We start from the raw sequence: 26,421 nt of genomic DNA on the forward strand, positions 1-26,421 counted from the left end.
GGGCCGGCGCTCGGCTCATCCGGGCGGCGGCCGTTGTTGGCACAATCCAGCCTCCTCGACACCCCGGGCTCCCATGACCCTGACCCAGCTGATCGCCGGCTTTGTAAGCCGGCACTGGCGCGCCTATCTGGCATCGGCCCTGATGCTGGCGGCCATTGCGGTGCTGACCGTCTGGATCCCGCGCCAGGTTGGCGCCGTGGTCGACGGCATGGTGGCCGGCCGCCTGTTGGAGCAGGGCCTGTGGCGCGAGCTGGGCCTGCTGGCGCTGGCCGGCTTGCTGATCTATCTGTTCCGGGTTGGCTGGCGCATCGCGCTGTTCGGCGCCGCCTACCAGCTCGGCCGCGAGCTCCGCACCAGGCTTTACGAGCGACTGACCCTGCAAGGCCCGGTGTTTTTCCAGGCCAAGCGCAGCGGCGATCTGATGGCGCTAGCCACGAATGACATTGACGCGGTCGAGATGGCCGCCGGCGAGGCCTTGCTGGCAGCCTTCGACGGCTCGCTGACCCTGATCCTGGTGCTGTCGATGATGACGCTTGGCGTCGACTGGCGCCTGGGCCTGGCGGCCCTGCTGCCCTTCCCGCTGATGGCCCTGGCCTTCTGGCGCATCTCCGACCATGTCCACCATGCCTGGAAATCGTCGCTGGACCGCTTCTCGCTGCTGAACCAGCATGTCCAGGAGGGTCTGGCCAGCGTGCGCACGCTACGCGCGCTGGGCCTGACCCGGCGCAATGCGGGTCAGTTCGCCGCGCTGGCCGACAGCGCCGGCGAGGCCAGCTACCAGGCCCAGCGCTGGGAGGCCGCCTACGAGCCGGCCGTGGGCATGACGCTGACCGCCGCGATGGCGATCGCGCTGGGCCTGGGCGGCGCTCTGGTGGCGCGCCAGGAGCTGAGCATTGGTCAGCTGACCTCGTTCACTATGTATCTGGGCCAGCTGATCTGGCCGATGTTCGCGGCCGGCTGGGTGCTGTCCCTGCTGGAGCGCGGCCGCGCCGCCTGGAACCGGCTGGCGCCGGTGCTGGAGGCGCCGCTGACGCTGGCCGACGAGGGTCAGGCGGAGCTGCCGACGGGCGCCGAGATCGCTTTCGAGCAGCTGTCCTTCGCCTATCCCAGCGAAGAGGCCACGCCACGCCTGGCGCTGGAGACGGTCAGTCTGAGCCTGAAGCCCGGCCAGACCCTGGGTCTGGTCGGACCCACAGGGGCCGGCAAGTCCACGCTGCTGCGCCTGCTGTTGCGCCAGTTCGAGCCCGGCGGTGGTCGGGTGTGCATAGGGGGCCAGATCTTGCCCAAGATTGGGCTGGCCGCGCTGCGGAAGTCCATTGCCTGGGTGCCGCAGGAGCCATTTCTGTTTTCGGCCTCGATTGCCGAGAACATCGCGTTGGCCAAGCCCGGCGCGAGCCGCGAACAGATCGAGCAGGCGGCCGAGCTGGCCGCCGTGCATGGCGACATCCAGCGCCTGCCGCAGGGCTACGACACCCTGGTCGGCGAGCGTGGCGTGACCCTGTCCGGCGGCCAGCGCCAGCGCGTCGCGATCGCCCGCGCCCTGCTCAGCGACGCGCCCATCCTGCTGCTGGACGATGCGCTGTCGGCGGTCGATACCGGCACCGAGACGCAGATCCTTGAGCACCTACGCGAGCTGCGACAGGCGCGGCCAGAGCGCTGCGTAATCATTGTCAGCCACCGGCTCAGCGCGGTGATGGAGGCCGACCAGATCGCCGTGTTGCGCAAGGGCCGCATCACCGAGCAGGGCAGCCATGCGCAGCTGCTGGCTCTGGAGGGCTGGTACGCGACGCAATGGCGCTACCAACAACTGGAGGCCAGCCTCGATGCCGCCTGAAGTCAAAGAAGAAGACAGCAAGGAAGCCAAGCCCTGGGCCTCGGTGGGCCTGTTGCTGGAGTCGGCCCAGGGCGAGCGCCCCACCCTGCTGCGCGGGCTCGTCTGGCTGGTGATCGCGGCCGGGCTCGAAGCGCTGGGCCCCATCATCGGCAAGTACTTCATCGATCACTATCTGCTGCCGCGCCAGTTCGATGTGATGGCCATGGCCGGCCTGCTGGCGGCATTGCTCTTGAGCGGCTGGGCCGCCAGCTGGATACGCTATGCCCAGCTGACCCGCATGGCCGGTGTGGCACGGCGCTCGGTGATGCGGCTGCGCGAGCGGGTCTATGCCCATGTGCTAGCCCTGCCCATGGCCTTTTTCGACAAGGCCATCACCGGCCAGCTGGTCAGCCGCGTCACCAATGACAGCGAAGCCGTCAACCAGCTCTACCGCCAGGTGCTCTATGTGATGCTGGACTCCAGCATCGTCGTGATCGGCTCGATGATCGCGATGGCCTGGCTGGACTGGCGGCTGATGCTGATCGTCGCGATGCTGGTGCCGGCCATGCTGATCATCATCACGCTGTACCAGCGCCTGTCCAGCAGCGCGGTGGCGCGCTCGCGCCAGCTGCGCAGCGAGATCAACGCCCATATGGCCGAAAGCATGGCCGGCATGGCGGTGCTGCAGGCCAGCGGCGCCGCGCCGCGCTTTGCCGAGCGCTTTGCCGACACCAACGGCCGCCAGTTCGGCGCCCGCATGGACGAGTTGCGCGCCAATGCCTGGCTGCTGCGCCCGGCGCTGGACCTGCTGAACGTGCTGCTGATCGTGACCCTGATCTATGGCTTCGGCCAGCGCCAGGTGTCCTTGGGCCAGGGTGCGCTGGAGGTGGGCCTGCTCTATGCCTTCCTGGCCTATATCGCCCGCGTGGTCGAGCCGCTGATCCAGATCACGATGCAGTTCGGCCAGCTGCAGCAGTCGATGGTAGCGGCCGCGCGGGTGCGCACCCTGCTGCAGGAAACGCAGCCGGTGCCGCAGACCCAGGCCGGCCTGCAGATCGCGCGCGGCCATATCCGCATCGATGACTTGAGCTTCGGCTACGACCCGGCGCATCCGGTGCTGCACGACCTGAGCCTGGATTTCCCGGCCGGCAGCTTTGTCGGCATCGTCGGCCACACCGGCAGCGGCAAGTCCACGCTGCTGTCATTGCTGCTGCGCTTCTACACCGCCCAGAGCGGCCGCATCGCGATCGATGGGCTGAGCCTGGCCAGCCTGCCGGACGATGCCTTCCGCGCCGCCGTCGGCCTGGTGCCGCAAGAGCCCTATCTGATGGCGGCCAGCGCGCGCGAGAACATCGCGATGGGCCGCAAGATCAGCGAGGAGCAGCTGATCGCCGCCGCCAAGGCCGCCCGCATCGACGCGTTCCTGGCCGCCCTGCCGCAGGGCTATGACACCCTGCTGGGCGAGGGCGGCGCCCGCGTCTCCACCGGGCAGAAGCAGCTGATCGCGATGGCCCGCGCGCTGGCCGGCGCGCCGCGCATCCTGTTCCTCGACGAAGCCACGTCGAACATCGACAGCGCCACCGAGCGCGTCATCAGCGAGGCCCTGGAAGCGCTGCGCGGCCAGGTCACCGTGGTGGCGATCGCGCACCGCCTGTCCACCATCCGCGAGGCCGACCAGATCATCGTGCTGAACCACGGCCACCTGGCCGAGCGCGGCACGCACGAGCAGCTGATGCGCCACGAGGGCGGCATCTATCAGCGGCTGGTGCAGCTGCAGGCGCTGGATGCGGGAACCGGGCAGAGCTGATCGACAATCCCCCCATGGCCCAAGGCAAACGAATCTCCGCCGACATCGACAGTGACGCACTCCAGGCAATCAAGGACATCGGCGCGGCCGCCAAGCAGGCCCGTCTGAGTGCCGGCGAGGGCCAGTCGGCTGCGGCCGCCCGGCTGGGCGTGCATGTGCAGACCATCGCGCGCATCGAAGCCGGCGAGCCGGGTGTCGCGATCGGTCATGTGATGGGGCTGCTGGCGCTCTACGGTCTGGCGACGAAGCTGTCGCCAGGCAAGCTGCCCGAAGGCTGATCAGACTCAGGCGGCGCCGACCTCGCTCGCCACCTCGGCGATCAGCGCACGCAACCAGCGGTGCGCCGCGTCCTGGCGGTAGCGCACATGCCAGGCCATCTGCACCGGGAAGCGGCCAAGATCGGCCGGTGTCGGCAGGATCTTCAGCCGAGCGTCATGGACCAGGCGGCGGCAGATCAGATTCGGCAGCGTCGCGCAATAGTCGGTCACGGCGATCACTTCCGGGATGGCCAGGAAATGCGTCACCGACACCGCGACCTCGCGCCTGAGCCCCTGGCGCTCCAGCGCCTGGAACAGGCCCACGCGCAAACGCCCGGGCGGCAGCATGTTCACATGCCTGAGCTGCTCATACTGCTTGCGCGAGATCTTCTGATCGACCTGCGGATGGTCGGCACGCACGATGCAGGACAGGCCATCATCCATCAGATCCTGCACGACCAGGTTGTCCGGCGGATCGGTGATGCGCCCCAGCACCAGGGCTGTTGAACCGGAGATCACGCCGGTCTCGGCCAGGTCGGCACCGTAAGGCGTGAGCCGCAGGCTGATACCCGGCGCCCGCTCGCGCAAGCGCGCCACGATGGCCGGCACGAGCACGAACTCGACATAGCTATTGGGTGCGATCGTCAGCAGCAGCTTCGCCTTCGCCGGGTCGAACTCCTGCTGGCCCAGGATCACCACGTCCAGGCTCACCAGCGCGGCCGCGATCACCGGCGCCAGCTCCAGCGCCTTGGGTGTCGGCTGCATGCCGTAGCGCTCACGGGTGAAGAGCGGGTCCAGCAGCAGCGCACGCAGCCGCGTCAGCGCGTTCGACAGCGCCGGCTGCGTGATGCCCAGCCGCTCGGCAGCGCGCGTCACGCTGCGCTCCTCCATCAAGGCCAGGAAGACGGGTAGCAGGTTCAGGTCGTAGCGCACCCAGTCATATTGTCAGAGTGATATCTGAAATTCAACCAATAAATTTGATGAATACATGCACCACACCCAAACTCTGCCTGACCCGAACGCAATCTCTTCGCTCACCCGCACATCCAGAAAGGAATCCCCATGTCTTCCGAAGCCCTCTTCTCCCCCGCCCGACTCGGCGCCATCGAAGTCAGGAACCGCATTGCGATGGCTCCGCTGACCCGTTCACGCGCCGGCATGGACGGCCTGCCCTCGCCGCTGGCCGTCGAGTACTACCGCCAGCGGGCCTCGGCCGGCCTGCTGATCACCGAAGCCACCAATATCTCGCCCCAGGGCTGCGGCTATGCCTACACGCCCGGCATCTACACCGACGCGCAGGTGGCGGCCTGGAAGCAGGTCACCGACGCCGTCCACGTCGCCGACGGCAGGATCGTGATGCAGCTCTGGCATGTCGGCCGCATGTCGCATATCAGCCTGCAGGAGGGTGGCACAGCCCCGGTGGCCCCCAGCGCGCTGCAGGCCGGCGGCAGCGTCTTCACCGAAAAGGGCTTCGAGCCGCCCTCGATGCCGCGTGCGCTGCAAACCCATGAGATCGCCGGCATCGTCGAGGACTACCGCCAGGCCGCGCTGCGCGCCAAGGCCGCCGGCTTCGACGGCGTCGAGGTGCATGCGGCCAACGGCTATCTGCTGGAGCAGTTCCTGCGCGACAGCACCAACCAGCGCGGCGACCGCTACGGCGGCTCGATCGAGAACCGTGCCCGGCTGATTCTCGAGGTGGTGGATGCCGTGGCCGGCGTCTGGGGCCCCGACCGCGTGGGCCTGCGCCTGTCTCCGCTGTCCACCGCGATCGGCGACACACCGCTGGACAGCACGCCGATGCAGACCCATGCCTACCTGGCCCGCCAGCTCGGCGCGCGCGGCCTGGCCTTCCTGCATGTAGTCGAGGGCCAGATGCATGGCGAGGACAGCAGCGCCGCTCGCTACGACAATGCGGCCCTGCGCGCGGCCTTTGGCAGCGGCGCCTACATCGCCAACAATGGCTACGACCGCCAGCGCGCGCTGGACGCCACCGCCTCGGGTCATGCGGATATGGTGGCCTTCGGTCGCGCCTTCATCGGCAACCCGGACCTGGTGGCCCGCCTGCGCCTGAATGCGCCGCTGTTCGACGCCCCCTTCTCGGCCTATTTCGGCGGCGATGCCGAGGGCTATACCGAGTTCACGACCCAGCAGGCGGCCTGAGCCGCCCCGTCCTCAACGAATCAGGAGATCGCCATGGCCATCATCAAGGACCTGCTCCCCGGCAAGCTGGGTTTCGGCACCGCGCCGCTGGGCAATATGTTCCGCGACATCCCCGAGGCCGAGGCCCGGGCCACGGTAGACGCCGCCTGGCACGACGGCATCCGCTTCTTCGACAACGCGCCCTTCTACGGCGCCGGCCTGGCCGAGCTGCGCATGGGCGAGGCGCTGGCCGGCAAACCGCGCGACGAGTACGTCGTCGCGACCAAGGTCGGCCGCCTGATCCTGGATGAGGTGGAGGACGTCAGCGCCCGCGACCTCGGCGAGAAGGGCGATGTGTTCAAGCATGGCCGCCCGAACAAGATCGTCAACGACTATTCGGCCGACGCCACGCTGCGCTCGATAGCGGACAGCCTGCAGCGCCTGCGCACCGACCGGCTGGACATTGTCTGGGTGCATGACGTCGCGCAGGACTTCTATGGCGACGAATGGCTCAGCGTGTTCGAAAGCGCGCGCCAGGGCGCCTTCAAGACCCTGGACCGGCTGCGTGACGAGGGCGTGATCAAGGCCTGGGGCCTGGGCGTCAACCGGGTGGAGCCGATCGAGCTGCTGCTGGATCTGGAGGGCCCGCGCCCGGACGGCTTCCTGCTGGCCGGCCGCTACACCTTGCTGGACCATGAGCGCGCGCTGCACCGCGAGATGCCCAAGGTCATGGCGCGCGACCTGAGCATCGTCGTCGGTGGGCCCTACAGTTCGGGTGCGCTGGTCGGAGGGCCCAACTTCGAGTACGCACCGGCCAAGCCTGAGCTGCTCGCCAAGGTCGCCCGCATCAAGGCGATCGCCGACCGCTACGGCATCAGCATGAAGGCCGCAGGGCTGCAGTTCGCGCTGGCCCATCCGGCCGTGGCCGCAGTCATTCCCGGTGCCAGCCGGCCGGGCCGCATCGCCGAAGACCGGGCCGCGCTGAACGAAACGGTGCCGGCCGACTTCTGGCACGAGCTCAGCGCCCAGGGTCTTGTCGCCTCTGCGGCCGTACTGCCAGCCGCAGGCAGCGCTGCCTGAAGGACCTGACTTTCTGATTGCCCGGGGGCTGCTGCAATGAATCAGGTGCTGCGTTTCGCATATTGGGCTGGGGCGGGTCTTGCCTTTGCGGCGCCAGGCTTGGCAGCACCCCTGCACTTCGTCACCAAGCCCTTTGCGCCTTACGCCTACGCCGGTCCGGACGGCCGCCCCGCCGGCCCCCTGGTCGAGCTGCTGCATGCGGCCTGCGCCGAAGCCGGCCTGCACTGCCAAGTGGAGGTGCTGCCCTGGCGGCGCGCGCTGGGCATGGCGTCGCGCGGCGAGGTCGATGGCCTCTTCCCCGTGGTCGATTCGCCGGCGCGCCGGGCGGCCTTCTACCTGAGCCCCGAGGTGGTCCGTGCGCGCTATGTGCTGGTGGCAAGGCGAGGCGCGGCGCCCGGCGGGGACGAGCGGGCGGCGCTGAGCGGACGCACCGTCGCCGCCTACGGCCCCTCGGACGCGATGACGACGCTGCGGCAGCTGAGCGCAGGACAGCCGGATGTGCGGGTCGAGATCGAACCCGACCAGCTCACCGTGTTGCGCAAGCTATCGGCAGGACGCTATGGCCATGACGGTCTCGCCCTGGTCAACGAGACGGCGGCACAAGCGCTGAGCGCCGCCGGCGGCCTGGCTGGGCTGCGGCCGGTGAGCGTGGTCAAGCACCTGGTCTACGCCTACGCCTTCGTGCCGACAAGAGTCAGCGCCGGGCAGACACAGGCCTTTGACGATGCGATCCGCAGCCTGTGCCATCGGGGCCGCATCGCCGAGATCTTCAAGCCCTACGGACTGCCGGCGGCGGGCTGCCGACCCGCCGCACGCCGCAGCGGCATGCAGCCCATGGGCTTTACGGCCCATGGCGGTCACGCCCCGGTCACCGGCGTCGGCAACCATTCGCCCCCTAACCAGATGTATCGGAGGAGCGATGGACCTCGCATTGCGGCCCCAGGGCCGATGGCTGCCCTGGATGATCGGCCTGGCGCTGCTGGCGGCGGGCGCGACGGCTGCAATCTGGGTCAGCCAGGCCAGGGCTTCGGCACCCAAACCGGTCGATGTGCCGCTCGCTGGCGCCTCGGTTGAGCCCGAAGTCGACCAGGAAGCACAGTTCGAGGCCGGCTGCGAACAGCCGATGCGGCAGCGCCGTTTCGACGATGCGCTGCGCGGCTGCAAGAGCTTTCTGGATCGCCCGAAGCTGGCAGGCCGGGCCAGTGCGCGCCTGGCCATCGCCGAGGGCATGCGCAGCGAGGGCGCGGCGGCGCCGCCGGCCAGCATCCATCATGCGGAGCAGGCGGCCCGGCTGCAGGACCCGCTGGGCGAGCTGGTCCATGCGATCCATATCCTCAACGGCGATGGCCGTGCGGCCGAGCTCAGCGTGGACGAGGCGGTGCGGCTGCTGGGTCGGGCGCAGCAGGGCGGTGTCGCGGCGGCCAAAGCCATGCTGGAGCAGCTGGACGGCGATCAGCAATGCCGCCAGCAGGCCCGGGTGCAGCTGTTCGAGCAGGCGGTTTTCTGCATGCGGCGCGGCGAGCTGCGCCAGGCCTTGCGGGCCCAGGGCCTGCGCGAGCAGGACAGCAGCGGTGATGGGGAGCGCGATGTCTTCGCGGTCGGTCACAAGCTGCCCGGCGCGCGACAGCTGGTGGTGAGCTATATGCGCGGCGCGCAATCACGCCTGCTGCAGGTGGCCGAGCTGAGCTACCGCTTTCCGGCCCAGGGGCCGGCGGAGCTCGCCGCGACCGCGCAGCGTCTGCGCGGCGCGCTGCAAAGCAAGTATGGCCAGACGCTCGGCGACACCGCGCGCTGGCGCAGCGAGGACGGCGTCGACATCGAGCTGCGTCCGCAGCCCGGCCAGGAGCTGCTGCTGAGCTATCGCATCGCCGAGCGGGTGGCGGTGCGCGACGAGCAGCAGCGCCGCAAAGTGCAGTTGGCGGCCGAGCGCCTGGTCGCGCTGACCGCGCGCGCGCTCTAGCTAGAACAGCTGCAAGACCTGCTGCACGATCAGCACCGCAAAAAAGCCCAGCGCCGCCAGCACGGTCCACTTGATGATCACCAGGCCGCGCTGGCGCCAGACCACCTGGCGGGTGCCGGCATACATCGCGAAGCAGAGGATGCCGGCCAGCAGCAGCAGGCCGACGAGGATGCGGAAGAACACCATGGGGGCGGACTGTACTACCAGGCCGGCGCCAGCTCCGCGAATCCCTGCGGGGCCTCGCGCTCGTCCTCGAAGCTGACGATATCAAACGCCTCGGCATCGGCGAGCAGCGCACGCAGCAGCTTGTTGTTCAGCGCGTGGCCGCCCTTGAAGGAGGTGTAGGCGGCCAGCAGCGGGTAGCCGGCCACATGCATATCGCCGATCGCGTCGAGGATCTTGTGCTTGACGAACTCGTCGTCGTAGCGCAGGCCCTCGGCATTGAGCACCCGGTAGTCGTCGACGACGATGGCGTTGTCCATGGACCCGCCGAGGGTCAGGCCGCGCGAGCGCATGGTCTCGATATCACTGGTCATGCCGAAGGTGCGGGCCCGCGCGATCTCGCGCTTGTACTGGCCCGACCCCATGTCGAACACATAGTGCTGGCCGGTGGCCGCGACCGCCGGGTTGTCGAATTCGATCTGGAAGCTCAGCGTGTAGCCATGGTGCGGCTCCAGCCGCGCCCACATCAGGCGCTTGCCCTCGCCCTGGCGCACCTCGACGGTCTTCTTGACGCGCAGAAACTTCTTTGCCGCGTTCTGCAGCTCGATGCCGGCGCTCTGCAGCAGATAGACATAGCTGGCGGCGGAGCCGTCGAGGATGGGCACCTCGTCGGCGCTGATGTCGACATAGAGGTTGTCGATACCCAGACCCGCGCAAGCCGACAGCAGATGCTCGATGGTCTGCACCTTGGGTGCACCCGGGTCGCCGCCGGGGCTGACCGTGGTGGCCATGCGGGTGTCGCTGACGGTGTCGGCCCGCACGGGGATGTCGACCGGGGTGTTCAGATCGACGCGCCGGAACACGATGCCGGTGTCGGGCGCGGCCGGGCGCAGCGTCATCTCGACCTTTTGGCCGCTGTGGATGCCGACGCCGACGGCGCGGGTCAGCGACTTCAGGGTTCGTTGCTTGAGCATGGCACGATTGTCGGTGATTACCCGAAGCCCTGCAGCCGCCGGCCTTTGGGCCGGCTACGGGGCGGGCACCGGCTTGCGCTTGACCGGCAGGCGCAGGCTCAGCTGGGTGCCGTGGCCGGGCCGGCTGTCGACATGGACGCTGCCGCCCAGCCGGTGGGCGCGCTTCTGCTGGCTGCGCAGGCCGCGGCCTTTCTGGGCGGTCTCCAGGTCGAAGCCCTGGCCGTCGTCCTCGACACGGATTTCGACCTTGTGGCCCAGATCGCGGGTCGCGATGCGCACCCGCGAGGCACGGGCATGCTTGAGCACATTGTTCAGCGCCTCCTGCAGCAGGCGCAGCACATGCAGCGCATCGGGCGGCTCCAGCCAGTCCAGCGGGGGCAGGTCTTGCACATCCCAGTCCAGCATCAGGCCGCCGGCCTGCAAGCGCTTGCCCAGGCGGTAGCGCATCGTCGCCAGCAGCGACACCAGATCGTGGCCCACCGGCTCCAGCGAATCGATCACCAGGCGCAGATCATCCACGCATTCGCGCAGCACCTCGACCACCTGGTCCTGCTGCATGCTGCCCTGCTCCACCGCCACCATGGCCGACAGCAAGGAGCTGCCCAGACCGTCGTGCATATCCTGCATCAGGCGCTGGCGCTCCAGCAGCAAGGCCTGCTGGCGCTCGGACTCGCTGAGCCGCTCGTGCTGCGACTGCAGCTGCGCGCCCTGCTCGGCCAGACGCTGGGCCAGCAGGCTGTTGGCCTGCTCGACCTGGCCCAGCGCGCCGGTGTAGCGCCGCTGCACCGCATAGAGAAAGCTCGCAACAATCACCAGCGTCGCGAAAGGCATCAGATAGATGTGTTCGCTCCAGCCCCAGCCGGCCAGCAGACCCAGATCATGCACACCCAGGCCCAGGCCCACCGCCAGGCACAGCGCGATCAGGCGCAGCTCGCGGCTGCCCTCGCGCAAGGCCACGCCCGCAATGAAGGCCGTGCCGATCGCGCCGACCACCGCATTGACCATGTGCTGCAGCACCAGCGGGTCGAGCAGATCGATCCACAAAGGCATGGTCAGCACGCTGCTGAGCAGCACAAACCCTCCCAGCAGCCGCTCGAACAGCGGGAAGCGCCGGTGCGCAAAGCGCAGCGCAAACAGAAAGGTCAGGGCCATCACCCAGGACATCGAGGCATGAGTCAGCCACCAGAACCACTCGAAGCCCAGGCGGGTGCGCGGCAGGTCGATGTGATAGTGCAGATTGCGCACCAGCCAGGCCACCGAGGCCATCGCACACAGGAGATAGGCCGGCTCCTCGCGGCGGCGCAACCACAGACTGACTGAGAACAGGCCCAGCACCACGAGAGTCAGCCCGGTGGCCTGCGGCACGCCGATCTGCAGCGCCCAGCGGCGCTTGTACAGCGGCTCCAGGTCCTCGCGCGCGCCCAGCCAGGCGCTGGAGACCGAGAAGAAACTGTCCTTGAGCACCGGCGTCGCGACCACGACCTCGATCACCTGGTTCTTGTGCAGCTCGGTGAAAGCACCCGGAAACACCGCCCACAGCGGCCGCACCCATTGCTCGCGCGCGCCGCTCTGGTTGTCGAACACCGGCCGCCAGCCGTCCTCGGTGCGCACCAGCACAGCCGCCGCCAGGCTGACCAGCTTGGGCATATAGAGCGCGACGCTGGTGGGCCAGCGCCCGTCCGGCGAGGTGTAGCGCAGCCGGTACCAGCGCATCTGGTAACGCTGATCCTCGGCCAGGCTGGAGCCTGCCTCGCGTTGGCGCACATCGGGCAGCACCACCGGCATCCAGGCGCGCGGGTCGTTGGGTGGCTGCAGATGCGGCGGCAGATTGCCGGTGCTGCCGTCCATCGCGCGCAGCGCCGCCCACCAATCGTCGAGATCGGCGCGCGACCATTGCGAGACCGCCAGCTGCGCGCCGGTGGCCTGTTCGCCGGCACTGCGCATCCCCGCATCCGGCAGCCCACCACGCGGCTGCGCCTGCAGCGCACCGGCGCTCAACAGCGCCAGCAGCAGCAAAGAGCGCAGCCAGCGCCCGGCAAGGTGCGAGATCAAGGACAGCCCCATACGCGCGTGATTATTTTTGCTTCTGGATCTGGGTATCCAGCCTGTGCGGTCACACCCCCGTGCAACTGCCGTGAGTCTGCCTGCAGAACAGAGCGCTGGCTATTGCTATGCACCCGCAGACAACAAAGAAAGCCCGCAGCGCGGCGAGAAGGAGGTGTCGCCGCCCGACGGGCTTTCATTCGCTTCCATGCAGCGAAACCGGCCCCCAGGGCCGGCCGGTCACTCAGTCTGCTTGCTTGCGCAAAAAGGCCGGGATCTCGATCTCGTCCATGCCGTTGGACGACAGGGCCTCGACCTTGGCCGCGGCCGTGCGGCCATGGCGCCAGACGCTGGGCACGCTCATGCCGGCAAAGTCATTGCCGCCGCCGACCTGGCCACCGGCCTGGGGCAACGTGACCTGCTGGTTCAGTACCGGCAGATTGTCGGTACCGGTGCGCATCTGCACCTGCGGCTGCACCACCGACAGCGGCGCCTGCACGCGCGCACGCGCGGAGGTCAGACCGGTGGCGATCACGGTGACGCGCAGCTGGTCGCCCAGGCTTTCGTCATAGGCCGTGCCGTAGATGATGTGCGCATCTTCGGCGGCGTAACGCTTGATCGCGTTCATCGCATTGCGGCTCTCGGCCAGCTTGAAGGTGTTGCGGTTGGCCGCGATCAGCACCAGCACGCCACGCGCACCGGACAGATCGATACCTTCCAGCAGCGGGCAGGCCACGGCCGCCTCGGCGGCCTTGGAGGCGCGGTCCGGGCCGCTGGCCACCGCCGTGCCCATCATCGCCTTGCCGGGCTCGCTCATCACGGTCTTGACGTCTTCGAAGTCGACGTTGACCAGGCCGGGCATATGGATGATGTCCGAGATGCCGCCGACCGCGTTCTTCAGCACGTCGTTGGCATGCGCGAACGCCTGGTCCTGCGTGACATCGTCGCCCAGCACGTCGAGCAGCTTGTCGTTCAAGACGACGATCAGCGAATCAACATTGGCTTCCAACTCGGCCAGACCGGAGTCGGCCGCCTTGGAGCGACGGTTGCCCTCGAACTCGAAAGGCTTGGTCACGACGCCGACGGTCAGGATGCCCATTTCCTTGGCGACGCGGGCAATCACCGGGGCCGCGCCGGTGCCGGTGCCACCGCCCATGCCGGCGGTGATGAAGAGCATGTTCGCGCCCTGGATCGAGTCGCGGATGCGCGCCTCGGCCTCTTCGGCGGCGGCGCGGCCCATCTCGGGCTTGGCGCCGGCGCCCAGGCCGGAGGTGCCCAGCTGCAGCAGCTGGTCGGCCTTGGAGCGGTTGAGGGCCTGCGCATCGGTATTGGCGCAGATGAACTCCACGCCCTGAACCCCTTGCGCAATCATGTGATCGACCGCGTTGCCGCCGCCACCACCCACGCCAATCACCTTGATTTGGGTGCCTTGGTCAAACTCTTCGATCATCTCGATCGCCATATCAAACCTCCTTCAGCAATTGTGCAGTTGCCAATCGTTAAAAACTACAGGGGAAGCCCCTTTTTTTGAGTCGCTGCCGTTGTTTTCCGACATTTCGACCCGCTTACGCCGTCCGGGGGCGCCACCCGTTCAGAAATTACCCAGAAACCAATCCTTGGCGCGACCAATAATGGTCTTGACCGAACCCGCCTGCTGGGCCGCTTTCAAACCCCGGGTGCGCGACATCCGTGCCTCTTCGAGCAGGCCCATCACCGTCGCCGAGCGCGGATTCGAAACCATATCGAACAGCGCCCCGCTATAGGTCGGGTTGCCGCGTCGCACCGGTTTCAGGAATATGTCCTCGGCCAACTCGACCATGCCCGGCATCACCGCCGAGCCGCCGGTCAAAACAATGCCGGAAGAAAGTAACTCTTCGTATCCGCTTTCCCGAATCACCTGGTGGACCAGCGAGAAAATCTCCTCGACACGGGGTTCAATAACCCCGGCAAGTGCTTGTTTGGACAGCATGCGGGGCGCGCGGTCGCCCAGGCCGGGTACTTCGACCTGGTCCGCCGGGTCGGCCAGCAGCTGCTTGGCCACCCCGTGCTCGACCTTGATCTCCTCGGCATCCTTGGTCGGCGTGCGCAGCGCCATCGCGATATCGCTGGTGATCAGGTCGCCGGCAATCGGGATCACGGCGGTATGGCGGATCGAGCCGCCGGTGAAGATCGCCACATCGGTGGTGCCGGCGCCGATATCGACCAGGGCCACGCCCAGATCGCGCTCGTCCGAGGTCAGCGCGGCAGCACTGGAGGCGCTCGGATTCAAAACCAGCTGATCGACCTCCAAACCACAGCGGCGCACGCATTTGACGATGTTTTCCGCCGCGCTCTGGGCTCCGGTCACGATATGGACCTTGACCTCCAGCCGGCCGCCACTCATACCAATAGGCTCTTTCACCTCATGGCCGTCGATGACGAATTCCTGCGGCTCGACCAGCAGCAGGCGCTGATCGTTGGGGATATTGATGGCCTTGGCGGTTTCCACCACCCGCGCCACATCGACCGGCGTGACTTCCTTGTCGCGCACGATCACCATGCCGGTCGAGTTCTGGCCGCGGATATGGCTGCCGGTAATCCCGGTGAAAACCCGCGAAATCTTGCAGTCGGCCATCATCTCGGCCTCTTTCAAGGCCTGCTGTATCGATTGCACGGTCGCGTCGATATTCACCACGACACCGCGTTTCAGACCATGCGAGGGCGCCACGCCGAGGCCGGCAATGCGCAGCTCGCCATTGCCCAGCACCTCGGCCACCACCGCCATGATCTTGGCGGTGCCGATATCCAAACCAACGACTAAATCCTTGTATTCCTTGGCCATATGCCCCTCAGCGTATGTTTTCTTGTCTCAACGTTTCTTGGCCGCGCCCGTCGCCGGGCCCGGGCTCGTCGATATTCCTTGCAGCCGCACCGCATACCCGTCGTGGTGGCGCAGATCGGCGCTCAGCACGGCGGTCTGGTAGCGCGAGCTGATCTGGGTGATGCTGGCGGCAAACTGGCCGAATCGGGCCACCACCTCGGCCTCGCTGCCACGGCCCAGCTCCACCACGGCCCCCTTTTCCAGCGTCAGGCGCCAGGAGCCGCGGCCGGACAGGTCCAGGCGCCGGGCCGACTCGCCCAGCTTCTGGCTCAGCGCGTTGAGCTGCTGCCACATGGCCAGCATCGCCACCGAACTGCCACCCGGGCCCGCCAACACCGGCAGCTCCTCATCCTCGACATCGCCCAGATTGGCCTCGAAGACCTCACCAAAGCTGTTGACCAGGGCCCGCTCGACGCTGGCCTCGCTCTGCGCATCGGCACCTTCGGGCTTGGCTTCCCAGTAGGCCGCCGGCCGGTGCTCCTCCAGCCGCACCCGCAGCCGGTTCGGCCAGACGCGCTGCACCACCGCCGTGCGCACCCAGGGCACGGCCTGGAAGGCGCTGCTGGCCTGCTGCAGATTCAGGGTCAGGAAGGTGCCCGAAACATGGGGCATCGCATTGGCACGCAGCGAGGCCACGCTATTGCGCATCACATCGCCTTCGACCTGGATATGCCGGATGCCGAAGATCGGCAGCCGCGCCAGCTGATGCAGGGCCAGGGCCAGACCCGCCAGCACCAGACCGGCCAGCAGCAAAGCCGACACGCCATTCATCAGGCGGATGTCGGCCGGCAGCAGGGGTTGGGCGGCGGTGCTCATGGCGCTTGGGTCAGGCCCTGTCCAGCCGGGCCTGGGCCAGCAGCCACAGGCACAGCTGTTCGTAGGAGATGCCGGCGGCCTGGGCCGATTTGGGCACCAGCGAATGCGAGGTCATGCCCGGCGAGGTGTTCATCTCCAGCAGGAAGACCTTGCCGTCGCTCTTGCGCTGCATCAGGTCGGCGCGGCCCCAGCCGCGGCAGCCGAGCGACCGATAGGCCGCCAGCACCAGCGCGCGGACCTCCTGCTCCTGGACCTCGGGCAGCGTGCCGATGTGGTACTGCGTGACGTCGGTGAAGTACTTGTTCTGGTAGTCGTAATTGCCTTCGGGCGCCTCGATGCGTATGACCGGCAGGGCCTGAGCCGTATCGCCCTCGCCCAGCACCGGGCAGGTCAACTCCCAGCCGTCGATGAACTCCTCGAACAGCAGCTCGTCGTCATAGCGGGCCGACAGCTCCACCGCGGCCTGCATCTGCGAATAACCCATCACCTTGCTCAGGCCGATGCTGGAACCCTCGTGCGGCGCCTTGACGAACAGCGGCAGGCCCAGCTCGTCGGGCACGGTGCGGATGCGCTCGCGCGTCAGCTCATGCTTTTTCAGCGTCAGCCAGCGCGGCGTCGGCAGGCCGTCGGCGCGCCACAGCCGCTTGGTGGTGATCTTGTCCATCGCGATCGCCGAGGCCATCACGCCGGAACCGGTGTAGGGGATGGCCAGCATCTCGAGCCCCCCCTGCACCGTGCCGTCCTCGCCGTCACGGCCATGCAGCGCGATGAAGCAGCGCGCAAAGCCCTCGGCTTTGAGCTCGTGCAAGCCGCGCTCGGCCGGGTCGAAGGGGTGGGCGTCGACGCCTTGCGAGCGCAGCGCGGCCAGCACACCGGGGCCCGACATGGTCAGCGACACCTCGCGCTCGGCCGAAGTGCCGCCCATCAGCACGGCGACCTTGCCCAGGCTCTTGGGATCGATGTTCAGATTCATTTCAGCAGTTCCACGGTTTGCGCCGGCACCGCGCCGATCGAGCCGGCGCCCATCACGATCACGACATCGCCGTCGCGGCTTTGCTGGGCGATGGCCTGCGGCAGCGCGCGCACATCGGCGACGAACTGCGCGCCGGCGGCCGCGGCCAGCGCTGCGCCATCGGCCCCGGCGATCACGCCCTCGCCGGCCGCATAGACCTCGGTCAGCAGGGCCGCATCGGCCTGCGCGATCACGCGCACGAAGTCGGCGAAGCAGTCGCGTGTCCGGGTGTAGCGATGGGGTTGAAACGCCAGCACCAGACGCCGGCCCGGGAAGGCGCCGCGTGCCGCGCTCAGCACCGCCGCCATCTCGACCGGGTGGTGTCCGTAGTCGTCGATCAGCGTGAACAGGCCGCCATCGGCGGCGCGCAGCTCGCCATAGCGCTCGAAGCGTCGGCCGACGCCACCGAAATTGGCCAGGGCCGCCAGCACAGGCGCGTCGGGCAGTTCCAGCTCGCTGGCCACCGCAATCGCCGCCAAGGCGTTCAGCACATTGTGGCGGCCGGCCAGGTTCAGGGTCACCGGCAGATCGGCCGCGCCCTCGCGCTGCACGGTGAAGCGCATCTGGCCGCCGTCCAGCGCCTGCACATCGACCGCCCGCACCGCATTGTCGGCACTAAAGCCGTAGCGGACCACCGGTCGCGACAGCATCGGCAGTATCGAGCGCACGCCCTCGTCATCGCCGCAGACCACGGCCGCGCCATAGAAAGGCATGCGGTGCAGGAACTCGACAAAGGCCAGCTTCAGCTTCGCGAAGTCGTGGCCATAGGTGTCCATATGGTCGGCGTCGATATTGGTGACGACGGCCAAGGTCGGCAGCAGATGCAGGAAGGAGGCATCGCTCTCATCGGCCTCGACAACGATGTAGTCACCTCTGCCCAGCTGGGCGTTGGTGCCGGCGCTCATCAGCTTGCCACCGATCACATAGCTGGGGTCGACACCGGCGGCACTCAGCACCGCCGTGAGCAGCGAGGTGGTCGTGGTCTTGCCATGGGTGCCGGCGATCGCGATGCCCTGCTGGCGGCGCATCAGCTCGGCCAGCATCACCGCGCGGTGCACCACCGGCACGCCGGCGGCACGGGCGGCGATCACCTCCGGGTTGTCGGCCTTGACCGCGGTCGAGGTCACCAGGGCCTGGGCGCCGGCGATATGGGCGGCGGCGTGGCCGATGTGGACCTGCACGCCGATGGCGGCGAGGCGCTGCAGCATCGCGCTATCGCTCTGGTCCGAGCCCGAGACCCGGTAGCCGAGCTGATGCAGCAGCTCGGCAATCGCGCCCATGCCGGCACCGCCGATGCCGACGAAATGAATGTGCTTCAACGCGTGCTTCATGCCGCCACCATCTGTTCGATCTCATCGGCCACGCGGCTGGCCGCACGCGGCCGCGCCAGCAAGCGCGCCTTCTCGGCCATCGCGACCAGGGCCTCGCGCTCCATGCCTTGCAGCAGCGCATGCAGCTGCTGCGGGTTCAGTTTTTCCTGCGGCAGATGGATGGCCGCGCCGTGCTGGGCCATGAAGCGAGCGTTGTCGCGCTGGTGCGAGGTCGTCGCCACGACCAGCGGCACCAGCAGCGCCGGCACGCCGGCCGCGCACAGCTCGCTGACCGTCACCGCGCCGGCGCGGCAGATGATCAGATCGGTCTGGGCCAGCTGAGTTGCCATATCGTCGATGAAGGGCAGCAGCGTCGCCTCGACGCCGGCCGCCTGGTAGAGCGCCTGCACGGTGCTGAAATTGGCCTGACCGGTCTGGTGCGTGACGATGGGGCGCTGGTCCTCGGGCCACAGCGCCAGCGCCTTCGGGATGCAGTCATTGATCGCGCGTGCGCCCAGCGAGCCACCGACCACCAGCACGCGCAAGCGCCCGCTGCGACCGGCAAAGCGCTCGGCCGGCGGCGCAATCGCCTCGATCTCGGCGCGCACCGGGTTGCCGGTGACCACGGCCTTGGGTGTCGATGCGGCGGCCGAGCCATCGAAGCCAAAGCCGATGCGGCGGGCAAAGGGCTTCAGGCTCTGGTTGCTCAGCAGCATGGCCGCGTCGGCATTGATCAGCATCAGCGGCTTGCCGCTCAGCCAGGCCATCAGCCCGCCCGGGAAGCAGACATAGCCACCCATGCCCAGCACCGCATCGGCGCTGCGTGTGACAAACACCTGACGGGATTGCACAAAGGCCTGAACCAGCTTGAACAGGCCCTTGACCGTGTGCATCAGGCCCTTGCCGCGCAGGCCCGAGAAGGCCAGCCGGTCCAGCGGGATGCCGGTGGGCGGCACCAGCTGGTTTTCCATGCCGCTCTCGGTGCCGACCCAGCTGACGCTCCAGCCACGGCGCGCCATCTCGTCGGCGACGGCCAGGCCCGGGATGATGTGACCACCGGTGCCCGCAGCCATGATGACCAAATGCTTGGTGCTCATGCCCGTCCCCCGCGCATCAGCTGCCGGTTCTCTAGATCTATTCTCAACGCAATCGCCAGCGCCACACAGTTCATCAGGATCGCCGAGCCACCGAAGCTCATCAGCGGCAAGGTCAGGCCCTTGGTCGGCAAGGCGCCGAGGTTCACGCCCATATTGATGAAGGCCTGGCCGCCCATCCAGATGCCTATGCCCTGGGCATAGAGGCCGGCGAACACGCGGTCCAGCGCGATCGCCTGGCGGCCGATGTGAAAGAGCCGGCGCGACATCCAGAAGAAGGCGGTGATCACGACGATCACGCCGGCCAGGCCCAGCTCCTCGCCGATCACGGCCAGCAGGAAGTCGGTATGGGCCTCGGGCAGGTAGTGCAGCTTCTCGACGCTGGAGCCCAGGCCCTGGCCGAACAGCTCGCCGCGGCCGAAGGCGATCAACGAATGGGTCAGCTGATAGGCCTTGCCCTGGGCGTACTTTTCGTTCCAGGGATCGAGATAGGCAAAGATCCGCTCGCGGCGGAACTCGCTGAAGGTGATCATCAGCACAAAGGCGCCGACCAGCACCGCGACGATCAGGAAGAACATGCGGCCGTTGACGCCGCCCAGGAACAGAATGCCCATCGCGATCGCGGCGATCACCATGAAGGCACCCATGTCCGGCTCGGCCAGCAGCAGCACGCCGACCACGCCCAGCGCCACCACCATGGGCCAGACGGCGCGGAAGAAGTTCTCCTTCACGTCCATCTTGCGCACCATATAGCTGGCCGCATACATGGCCATCGCCAGCTTGCCCAGCTCGGAAGGCTGGAAGTTCATCAGCCCCAGCGGCAGCCAGCGGCGCGCGCCGTTGACGCCCTTGCCGACGCCGGGAATCAGCACCGCAATCAGCAGCACCAGGGCCGCGACAAACAGCCAGGGCGCGGCGCGCTCCCAGCTGGCCACCGGCACCTGCACCACCACCAGCGCCGCCAGCAGGCCCAGCGCGATCGCCACCACATGGCGCACCAGGAAATGGGTGGGCAGATAGCGGCTGAACTTGGGGTTGTCGGGCAGCGCGATCGAGGCCGAATACACCATCAGCAGGCCCAGGGCCAGCAGGCACACCACGACCCAGGCCAGGGTTGTGTCGAAGCCGGCCAGCTTGGTCGGCTGGCCCGAGGACACGCTGACCCAGTCGCGCACCGGTACCTCGCCGCCCTTGCCAGCATCGCGCCGGATCAGGCCCAGCAGGCGTTCGCGCCAGTTCTGCAGCACGGCGTTCATAGCGACAGCCCCTCGTCCTGGGCCAGGGCCTGTACCGCGGCGACAAAGACCTCGGCGCGGTGACCATAGTTGCGGAACATATCGAGGCTGGCGCAGGCCGGGCTCAAGAGCACGCTGTCGCCGCTGCGGGCCTGGGCCAGGCACCAGGCGGTGGCGGCCTCCAGCGTCTCATGCGCCTGCATCGTCACGCCGCTGTGCTCCAGCGCGGCTGCGATCTGCGGGCCGTCGCGGCCGATCAGGGCCACGGCGCGCGCATGGCGGGCCACCGGCTCGCGCAGCGGGCCGAAATCCTGGCCCTTGCCGTCGCCGCCGAGGATCACGATCAGTTTTGCCGGCGCACGGTCAGCACCCAAGCCGGTGATGGCCGCCACGGTGGCGCCGACATTGGTGCCCTTGGAATCGTCATAGAAGTCCACGCCCTTGATCGCGCCGACATGCTCGACCCGGTGCGGCTCGCCGCGATATTCGCGCAGCCCGTGCAGCATGGGCGCCAGCGGGCAGCCGGCCGCGCTGGCCAGGGCCAGGGCCGCCAGCGCATTGGCGGCGTTGTGGCGGCCGCGCACGCGCAGCGCATCGGCCGGCATCAGGCGCTGGATCAACAGCTCTTCCTCGTCCTCGCCCTTTTTCCTCTTGATCGTCTCATCGGCCTCGCGGGCGCGCACCAGCCAGCTCATGCCGGCCTCCTGCACCAGGCCGAAATCGCCCGGATGGCGCGGCGCGTCGAGACCGAAGCGCACCACCTTGCGCGCGACCAGCTTGGCCGGCCGGCCGCGCCCCTGCTGCACCTTGACCGGCGCCGGCACCATGGCCTCGACCAGCGCATCGTCGCGGTTGATCACCATCACCGTCGGGCTGTCGATCTCGGTGCCGAAGATGCGGGCCTTGGCGCGGCCATAGGCGGCCATATCGCCATGCCAGTCCAGATGGTCCTGGGTCAGGTTCAGCACCGTCGCGGCGGTGGGCTCGAAGCCCTGCACGGTGTCGAGCTGGAAGCTCGACAGCTCCAGCACCCAGACCTCGGGCAGATGTTCAAAGACGGCCGGCTTGGGCGGCGGCGGCTTGATCGGCAGCGGTGCCTCATCGAGCATCGCATCGATGCTCTCCAGCACCGTCTGTTCAGCGACGACCGGCGCATCCGAGCTGTCATCAGCAACCGTCTCGGTCGGCTCGGGCGGCAGCACGGGCTCGGCGGCCGGCTCCAGATCCAGCGCTGCGCCCAAGGTCGTCAGCATGCTGGGGCCGATATTGCCGGCCATCACGACACGACGGCCGCAGCGCTCGACCAGCTGGGCGCACATGCTGGTGGTCGTGGTCTTGCCATTGGTGCCGGTGATGGCCAGCACGGCCGGCTCGTAGCGGCGCTCGGCCTTCAGATCGGCCAGCGCACGGGCAAACAGGTCCAGCTCGCCCTGCACCGGCACGCCGGTGCCCTGCGCCAGAGTCAGCAGCGGCAGCAGCCGCACATCCAGCGGAGACAGGCCCGGGCTCTTCAGCACGAGCTGCACGCCGTTCAGTGCGGACTCGGGCAGCTCGCCATGAATGAACTCGACCTCGGGCAGCTGCTCGCGCAGCGCCGCCAGCTGCGGCGGGGCCTCGCGCGAGTCCCAGACTCGCGCTTCGCCGCCGCAGCGCCGGACCCAGGCAGCCATCGCCAGGCCGGAGTCACCCAGGCCGAGCACCAGTACCTTGAGTCCTTGCAGATGCTTCATCGCGCGATCACCTTAGTTTCAGGCTGGCCAGGCCGACCAGGCACAGCAGCATCGTGATGATCCAAAAGCGCACGACCACCTGGGTCTCCTTCCAGCCCGATTTCTCGAAATGGTGGTGCAGCGGCGCCATCTTGAAGATGCGCCGGCCGGTGCCGAATTTCTTCTTCGTGTACTTGAACCAGCTGACCTGCAGCATCACCGACAGCACCTCGGCGACGAACACGCCGCCCATGATGCCCAGCACGATTTCCTGGCGCGTGATCACGGCCAGGGTGCCCAGGGCGCCGCCCAGCGAGAGCGCGCCCACATCGCCCATGAAGACCTGGGCCGGGTGGGTGTTGAACCACAGGAAGGCAAGACCCGCCCCCGCCATCGCGGCGCAGAAGATCAAGAGCTCGCCAGCACCGGGGATATAGGGCAGCAGCAGGTACTTCGAGTAGATGCTCGAGCCGGTCAGGTAGGCAAACAGGCCCAGCGCCGAGCCCACCAGCACCACCGGCATGATGGCCAGGCCGTCCAGGCCGTCGGTGAAGTTAACCGCATTGCTGGTGCCGACGATAACGAAGTAGGACAGGCCGATGAAGCCGAACACGCCCAGCGGGTAGCTGACCGTCTTGAAGAAGGGCACGATCAGATCGGCCTTGGGCGGCAGCTCGGTCGAGAAGCCGCTCTGCACCCAGCGGGCGAACAGCTCGATCACACCCAGGATCGAGGTCTCGGAGACGCTGAAGGCCAGGTAAAGGGCGGCCACCAGACCGATCAGCGACTGCCAGAAGAACTTCTCACGGCTGCGCATGCCCTCGGGATTCTTGTCGACGACCTTGCGCCAGTCGTCGACCCAGCCCACCGCGCCAAAGCCCATGGTCACCAGCATCACGACCCAGACGAAACGGTTGCTCCAGTCGAACCACAAGAGGGTCGAGACCCCGATGCCTATCAGGATCAGCACGCCACCCATGGTTGGCGTGCCGCTCTTGACCAGATGCTGCTGCACGCCGTACTCGCGGATCGGCTGACCGATCTTCATCGCGGTCAGACGGCGTATCACCCAGGGGCCGAAGGCCAGGCCGATCAGCAAGGCCGTCATCGCCGCCATCACCGCGCGGAAGGTCAGATACTGGAACACACGCAGAAAGCCCAGGTCCGGATACAGGCCCTGCAGCCATAGGGCCAGACTAAGCAGCATGGTTCGCGCCCTCCTGATCCTGTGCCAGCAAGGCGGCGACGACTCTTTCCATCTGCATGAAACGTGAACCCTTGACGAGAATGTTCTTGACCCGAGGCGCTTCGGCCAGCGCCGCGATCAGCGCCTCGGTCGTGTCGAAATGGCGGGCGCCGCCGCCATAGGCGCCGGCCGCGTCGGCGCAGGCGCTGCCGGCCGCCCAGAAGGCGGCCACGCCGCGCTCGGCCGCATAGGCGCCGACCTCGCGGTGAAACTCCGGCCCCTGGCTGCCGACCTCGCCCATATCGCCGAGGATCAGCCAGGAGGCGCCCGGCAGATCGGCCAGCACATCGATGGCGGCGCGCACGCTGTCGGGGTTGGCGTTGTAGCTGTCATCGATCAGCGTGACGCGCTGGCGGCTCAGGCTCTTCAGCTGCGAGCGGCCCTTGACCGGCTCGAAACTCTCCAGGCCGCGGACGATGGCGGCCAGTGGTGCGCCGGCGGCCAGCGCGCTGGCGGCGGCGGCCAGGGCATTGCGGACGTTGTGCAGACCGGCCACGCGCAGCGCCACCGGCGCGTCACCGGCCGGCGTGTGCAGCTCCAGGGCCCAATGGCCGGCGCCTTGGGTCTCGCTGCCCTGTACCCAGGCTGCACGGCCGGTCACATCGGCCTGGCCCTGCAGCGCGAAGCTGAGCATGGCGCGCTGGCCGGCCATCGCGTGCCAGATCGGCGCGCAAGCGTCTTCGGCCGGAAACACCGCGACACCGGCCGCACCCAGGGCCTCGATCGCTGCGCCGTTCTCGCGCGCGGCCGCCTCGACCGTCTGCAGGAATTCCTGGTGCTCGCGCTGCGCATTGGTCACCAGGGCCACGGTGGGCCGGGCCATCGCCGCCAGCGGGGCGATCTCGCCGGGGTGATTCATGCCCAGCTCGACCACGGCGGCGCGGTGCCAGACGGCATCGTCCTGGCGCAGCCGCAACAGCGTCAGCGGCACGCCGATATCGTTGTTGTAATTGCCTTCGGTGGCCAGCGAGGCCAGGCCCAGCCAGGCCCGCAGGATGCTGGCGATCATCTGCGTCACCGTGGTTTTGCCATTGCTGCCGGTCACCGCGATCAGCGGCAGATGGCAATGGCTGCGCCAGGCCGTGGCCAGCAGACCCAGCGCCTGCTTGGCATCGGGCACCTCGATGCCGGACAGGCCGGCCTCGGCCACGCCGCGCTCGGCGATCACTGCCACCGCGCCGCTGGCCGCGGCCTGCGGCAGAAAGTCGTGCGCATCGAAGCGCTCGCCGCGCAGCGCGACGAACAGATCACCGGCGCGCAGCGTGCGGGTGTCGCTGTGCACACGGGCGATCTCGATCTGGCCGTCACCGACCAGCCGCGCCTGCGGCAGCGCCGCCTGCAGCAGATGGTGGGCCTGGGCCAGTGTCATCAGGGCTGCGCTCATGGCTGTTCTCCGGTCCAGCGGGCCTGCGCTTGCTGCGCCTCGGCCACATCGGAGAAGGGCTGGCGCGCACCGGCGATCTCCTGGTAGTCCTCATGGCCCTTGCCGGCGATCAGCACGACATCGCGCGCATCGGCTTGGCCAATCGCCGCCGCAATGGCCGCGCGCCGGTCCTCGACGACCTGGTGCGCCACGCCGCTCAAGCCCTCGGCAATCTGGGCCAGGATCTGCGCCGGCGGCTCCTTGCGCGGGTTGTCGCTGGTCAGCACGACGGCGTCGGCCAGGCGGCCGGCGATCGCCCCCATCAGGGGGCGCTTGCCGGGATCGCGGTTGCCGCCGCAGCCGAACACCGCGATGAGCCGGCCGCCGCGGGCCGCCGCCAGCGGGCGCAGCGCCGAGAGCGCCTTGTCCAGCGCATCGGGCGTGTGGGCATAGTCGACCACCGCCTGCGGCCTGCCCAGTCCGTCGCCGACCCGCTGCATGCGGCCCGGCACCGGGCTGATCTGGGGCACGGCGCCGACGATATCGGCCAGATCCAGGCCCAGCGCCCGCAGGCTGGCGATCACGGCCAGCAGATTGGCGACGTTGTAGTCGCCGATCAGGCCGGTCTGCACCGTCAGCACCTGCTGGCCTTCATGCAGCTCGAAGGCCAGGCCGCCATCGCGGTAATGCAGACCATGGGCCGACAAGCGCGCCGGGCCATTGACCGCATAGGTCCAGACATCGAGCTTGTTGGTGAGCGCAGCGGCCAGCTCGCCGCCCTTGGGGTCGTCCAGATTGAGCACGGCGGCGCGCAGGCCCGGCCAGTCGAACAGCGCGCGCTTGGCTTCCCAATAGGCGGCCATAGTCCCGTGGTAGTCCAGATGGTCCTGGGTGAAATTGGTGAACAGTGCCACCGCGATGCGCGTGCCGGCCAGGCGCTGCTCATTGAGCCCGATCGACGAGGCCTCGATCGCGCAGGCCGCAAAGCCGGCATCCAGCATGCGGCGAAATCCTGCCTGCAGCTGCACCGGATCGGGCGTCGTCAGCCCGGTGTTGACGATATGGCCCGGCGCTGCGCCCAGCGGCGGCTCGCCGATACCCAAGGTGCCGACCACGCCGCAGCGCCGGCCCAGCGCGCCCAGGATCTGGGCCACCCACCAGGCGGTCGAGGTTTTGCCATTGGTGCCGGTGCTGGCGATCACCTGCAGACCGGCCTCGCTGGGGTGCTCGAAATACTCGGCCGCGATGCGGCCGGTGCAGGCCTTCAGCCCCGGCAGCGCGGCGACGCGGGCGTCATTGAAACCAAAGGCCTCGACACCTTCGGCCTCGACCAGGCAGGTCGCCGCGCCGGCGGCCAGCGCCGCGCGCACATGGGCACGGCCGTCCTGCGCATAACCGGGCCAGGCGATGAAGGCATCGCCGGGCGCCACCAGCCGGCTGTCGCTGCGCAGCTGGCCGGTAGTCCATTCGCGCAGCCAGCGGGCCGCGGCCTCGGGGGATTTGAGTCGGGTGATGGGCATCATCGACCGCCCGGCCGTCCC

General features: G+C 68.3%; 21 protein-coding genes. 6 read left to right on the forward strand and 15 right to left on the reverse strand.

All coding sequences use genetic code 11. The features are described 5' to 3' along the window. Nucleotides 1–73 precede the first annotated feature (73 nt). Genes PO768_RS04640 through PO768_RS04650 form a run of 3 tightly spaced genes read left to right on the forward strand, consistent with a single transcriptional unit; the run spans nucleotide 74 to nucleotide 3,898 of the window. Nucleotides 74–1,834, forward strand: coding sequence for an ABC transporter ATP-binding protein (locus tag PO768_RS04640; protein WP_272645108.1), 1,761 nt, complete (start codon nucleotides 74–76; stop codon nucleotides 1,832–1,834). Then, nucleotides 1,824–3,620, forward strand: coding sequence for an ABC transporter ATP-binding protein (locus PO768_RS04645; protein WP_137941617.1), 1,797 nt, complete (start codon nucleotides 1,824–1,826; stop codon nucleotides 3,618–3,620). Before PO768_RS04640 ends, PO768_RS04645 begins: the two co-directional genes overlap by 11 nt. 14 nt (nucleotides 3,621–3,634) lie before the next feature. Continuing rightward, nucleotides 3,635–3,898, forward strand: a complete 264-nt coding sequence (locus tag PO768_RS04650) for a helix-turn-helix domain-containing protein (RefSeq protein ID WP_272645109.1) — start codon at nucleotides 3,635–3,637, stop codon at nucleotides 3,896–3,898. A gap of 6 nt (nucleotides 3,899–3,904) precedes the next feature. Here PO768_RS04650 and PO768_RS04655 read toward each other — a convergent pair whose 3' ends face one another. Further along, the gene (locus tag PO768_RS04655; RefSeq protein ID WP_272645110.1) at nucleotides 3,905–4,810 is read right to left on the reverse strand and encodes a LysR family transcriptional regulator; all 906 of its coding nucleotides are present in this window, start codon (nucleotides 4,808–4,810) and stop codon (nucleotides 3,905–3,907) included. 129 nt (nucleotides 4,811–4,939) lie between these two features. Between PO768_RS04655 and PO768_RS04660 the strand changes: the two genes are divergently transcribed. The 3 genes from PO768_RS04660 (at nucleotide 4,940) to PO768_RS04670 (ending at nucleotide 8,170) form a co-directional block, all read left to right on the forward strand. After that, nucleotides 4,940–6,037, forward strand: a complete 1,098-nt coding sequence (locus PO768_RS04660; RefSeq protein ID WP_272645111.1) for an alkene reductase — start codon at nucleotides 4,940–4,942, stop codon at nucleotides 6,035–6,037. 33 nt (nucleotides 6,038–6,070) lie between these two features. Beyond that, the gene (locus tag PO768_RS04665; RefSeq protein ID WP_272645112.1) at nucleotides 6,071–7,096 is read left to right on the forward strand and encodes an aldo/keto reductase; all 1,026 of its coding nucleotides are present in this window, start codon (nucleotides 6,071–6,073) and stop codon (nucleotides 7,094–7,096) included. A gap of 99 nt (nucleotides 7,097–7,195) precedes the next feature. Continuing rightward, on the forward strand, nucleotides 7,196–8,170 hold the full coding sequence (locus PO768_RS04670; RefSeq protein WP_272645113.1) for a substrate-binding periplasmic protein: 975 nt from the start codon (nucleotides 7,196–7,198) through the stop codon (nucleotides 8,168–8,170). 886 nt (nucleotides 8,171–9,056) lie between these two features. On the opposite strand, the gene PO768_RS04675 is transcribed toward PO768_RS04670, so the two are convergent. From PO768_RS04675 to PO768_RS04740, 14 genes are all read right to left on the reverse strand, one after another. Then, nucleotides 9,057–9,242 (reverse strand): hypothetical protein, encoded by a 186-nt coding sequence (locus PO768_RS04675; protein WP_272645114.1) that lies wholly within the window; start codon nucleotides 9,240–9,242, stop codon nucleotides 9,057–9,059. A 14-nt stretch (nucleotides 9,243–9,256) separates the two neighbouring features. After that, nucleotides 9,257–10,192: a UDP-3-O-acyl-N-acetylglucosamine deacetylase gene (gene lpxC, locus PO768_RS04680; protein ID WP_269837939.1), complete on the reverse strand. Its 936-nt coding sequence runs from the start codon at nucleotides 10,190–10,192 to the stop codon at nucleotides 9,257–9,259. Between the two features lie 54 nt (nucleotides 10,193–10,246). Further along, complete coding sequence (locus tag PO768_RS04685) at nucleotides 10,247–12,256, reverse strand: sensor histidine kinase (protein WP_272645115.1); 2,010 nt, start codon at nucleotides 12,254–12,256, stop codon at nucleotides 10,247–10,249. A 223-nt stretch (nucleotides 12,257–12,479) separates the two neighbouring features. Continuing rightward, on the reverse strand, nucleotides 12,480–13,697 hold the full coding sequence (ftsZ, locus tag PO768_RS04690; RefSeq protein WP_137941607.1) for a cell division protein FtsZ: 1,218 nt from the start codon (nucleotides 13,695–13,697) through the stop codon (nucleotides 12,480–12,482). A 129-nt stretch (nucleotides 13,698–13,826) separates the two neighbouring features. Then, nucleotides 13,827–15,056, reverse strand: a complete 1,230-nt coding sequence (gene ftsA / locus PO768_RS04695) for a cell division protein FtsA (protein WP_137941606.1) — start codon at nucleotides 15,054–15,056, stop codon at nucleotides 13,827–13,829. A 27-nt stretch (nucleotides 15,057–15,083) separates the two neighbouring features. Further along, nucleotides 15,084–15,911, reverse strand: a complete 828-nt coding sequence (locus tag PO768_RS04700; RefSeq protein WP_272645116.1) for a cell division protein FtsQ/DivIB — start codon at nucleotides 15,909–15,911, stop codon at nucleotides 15,084–15,086. A gap of 10 nt (nucleotides 15,912–15,921) precedes the next feature. Further along, nucleotides 15,922–16,884: a D-alanine--D-alanine ligase gene (locus PO768_RS04705; protein ID WP_272645117.1), complete on the reverse strand. Its 963-nt coding sequence runs from the start codon at nucleotides 16,882–16,884 to the stop codon at nucleotides 15,922–15,924. Beyond that, nucleotides 16,881–18,254 carry a UDP-N-acetylmuramate--L-alanine ligase gene (murC, locus tag PO768_RS04710; RefSeq protein ID WP_272645118.1) on the reverse strand — a complete coding sequence of 458 codons (1,374 nt, stop codon included), beginning with the start codon at nucleotides 18,252–18,254 and terminating at the stop codon, nucleotides 16,881–16,883. Before murC ends, PO768_RS04705 begins: the two co-directional genes overlap by 4 nt. Next, nucleotides 18,251–19,330: an undecaprenyldiphospho-muramoylpentapeptide beta-N-acetylglucosaminyltransferase gene (murG, locus tag PO768_RS04715; protein WP_272645119.1), complete on the reverse strand. Its 1,080-nt coding sequence runs from the start codon at nucleotides 19,328–19,330 to the stop codon at nucleotides 18,251–18,253. Before murG ends, murC begins: the two co-directional genes overlap by 4 nt. Continuing rightward, nucleotides 19,327–20,583 carry a putative lipid II flippase FtsW gene (gene ftsW, locus PO768_RS04720; protein WP_269837944.1) on the reverse strand — a complete coding sequence of 419 codons (1,257 nt, stop codon included), beginning with the start codon at nucleotides 20,581–20,583 and terminating at the stop codon, nucleotides 19,327–19,329. The genes murG and ftsW overlap by 4 nt, the downstream gene beginning before the upstream one ends. Continuing rightward, complete coding sequence (gene murD, locus PO768_RS04725) at nucleotides 20,580–22,292, reverse strand: UDP-N-acetylmuramoyl-L-alanine--D-glutamate ligase (RefSeq protein ID WP_272645120.1); 1,713 nt, start codon at nucleotides 22,290–22,292, stop codon at nucleotides 20,580–20,582. The genes ftsW and murD overlap by 4 nt, the downstream gene beginning before the upstream one ends. A 7-nt stretch (nucleotides 22,293–22,299) precedes the next feature. Further along, nucleotides 22,300–23,478, reverse strand: a complete 1,179-nt coding sequence (gene mraY, locus PO768_RS04730; RefSeq protein ID WP_137941599.1) for a phospho-N-acetylmuramoyl-pentapeptide-transferase — start codon at nucleotides 23,476–23,478, stop codon at nucleotides 22,300–22,302. Beyond that, entirely contained in the window at nucleotides 23,468–24,901 is a 1,434-nt protein-coding gene (locus PO768_RS04735) for a UDP-N-acetylmuramoyl-tripeptide--D-alanyl-D-alanine ligase (protein WP_272645121.1), read from the reverse strand. The genes mraY and PO768_RS04735 overlap by 11 nt, the downstream gene beginning before the upstream one ends. Then, complete coding sequence (locus PO768_RS04740) at nucleotides 24,898–26,400, reverse strand: UDP-N-acetylmuramoyl-L-alanyl-D-glutamate--2,6-diaminopimelate ligase (RefSeq protein WP_272645122.1); 1,503 nt, start codon at nucleotides 26,398–26,400, stop codon at nucleotides 24,898–24,900. Before PO768_RS04740 ends, PO768_RS04735 begins: the two co-directional genes overlap by 4 nt. Between the last annotated feature and the right edge of the window lie 21 nt (nucleotides 26,401–26,421).

This window comes from Paucibacter sp. XJ19-41 (assembly GCF_028462495.1).
Lineage (GTDB): Bacteria > Pseudomonadota > Gammaproteobacteria > Burkholderiales > Burkholderiaceae_C > Roseateles_E.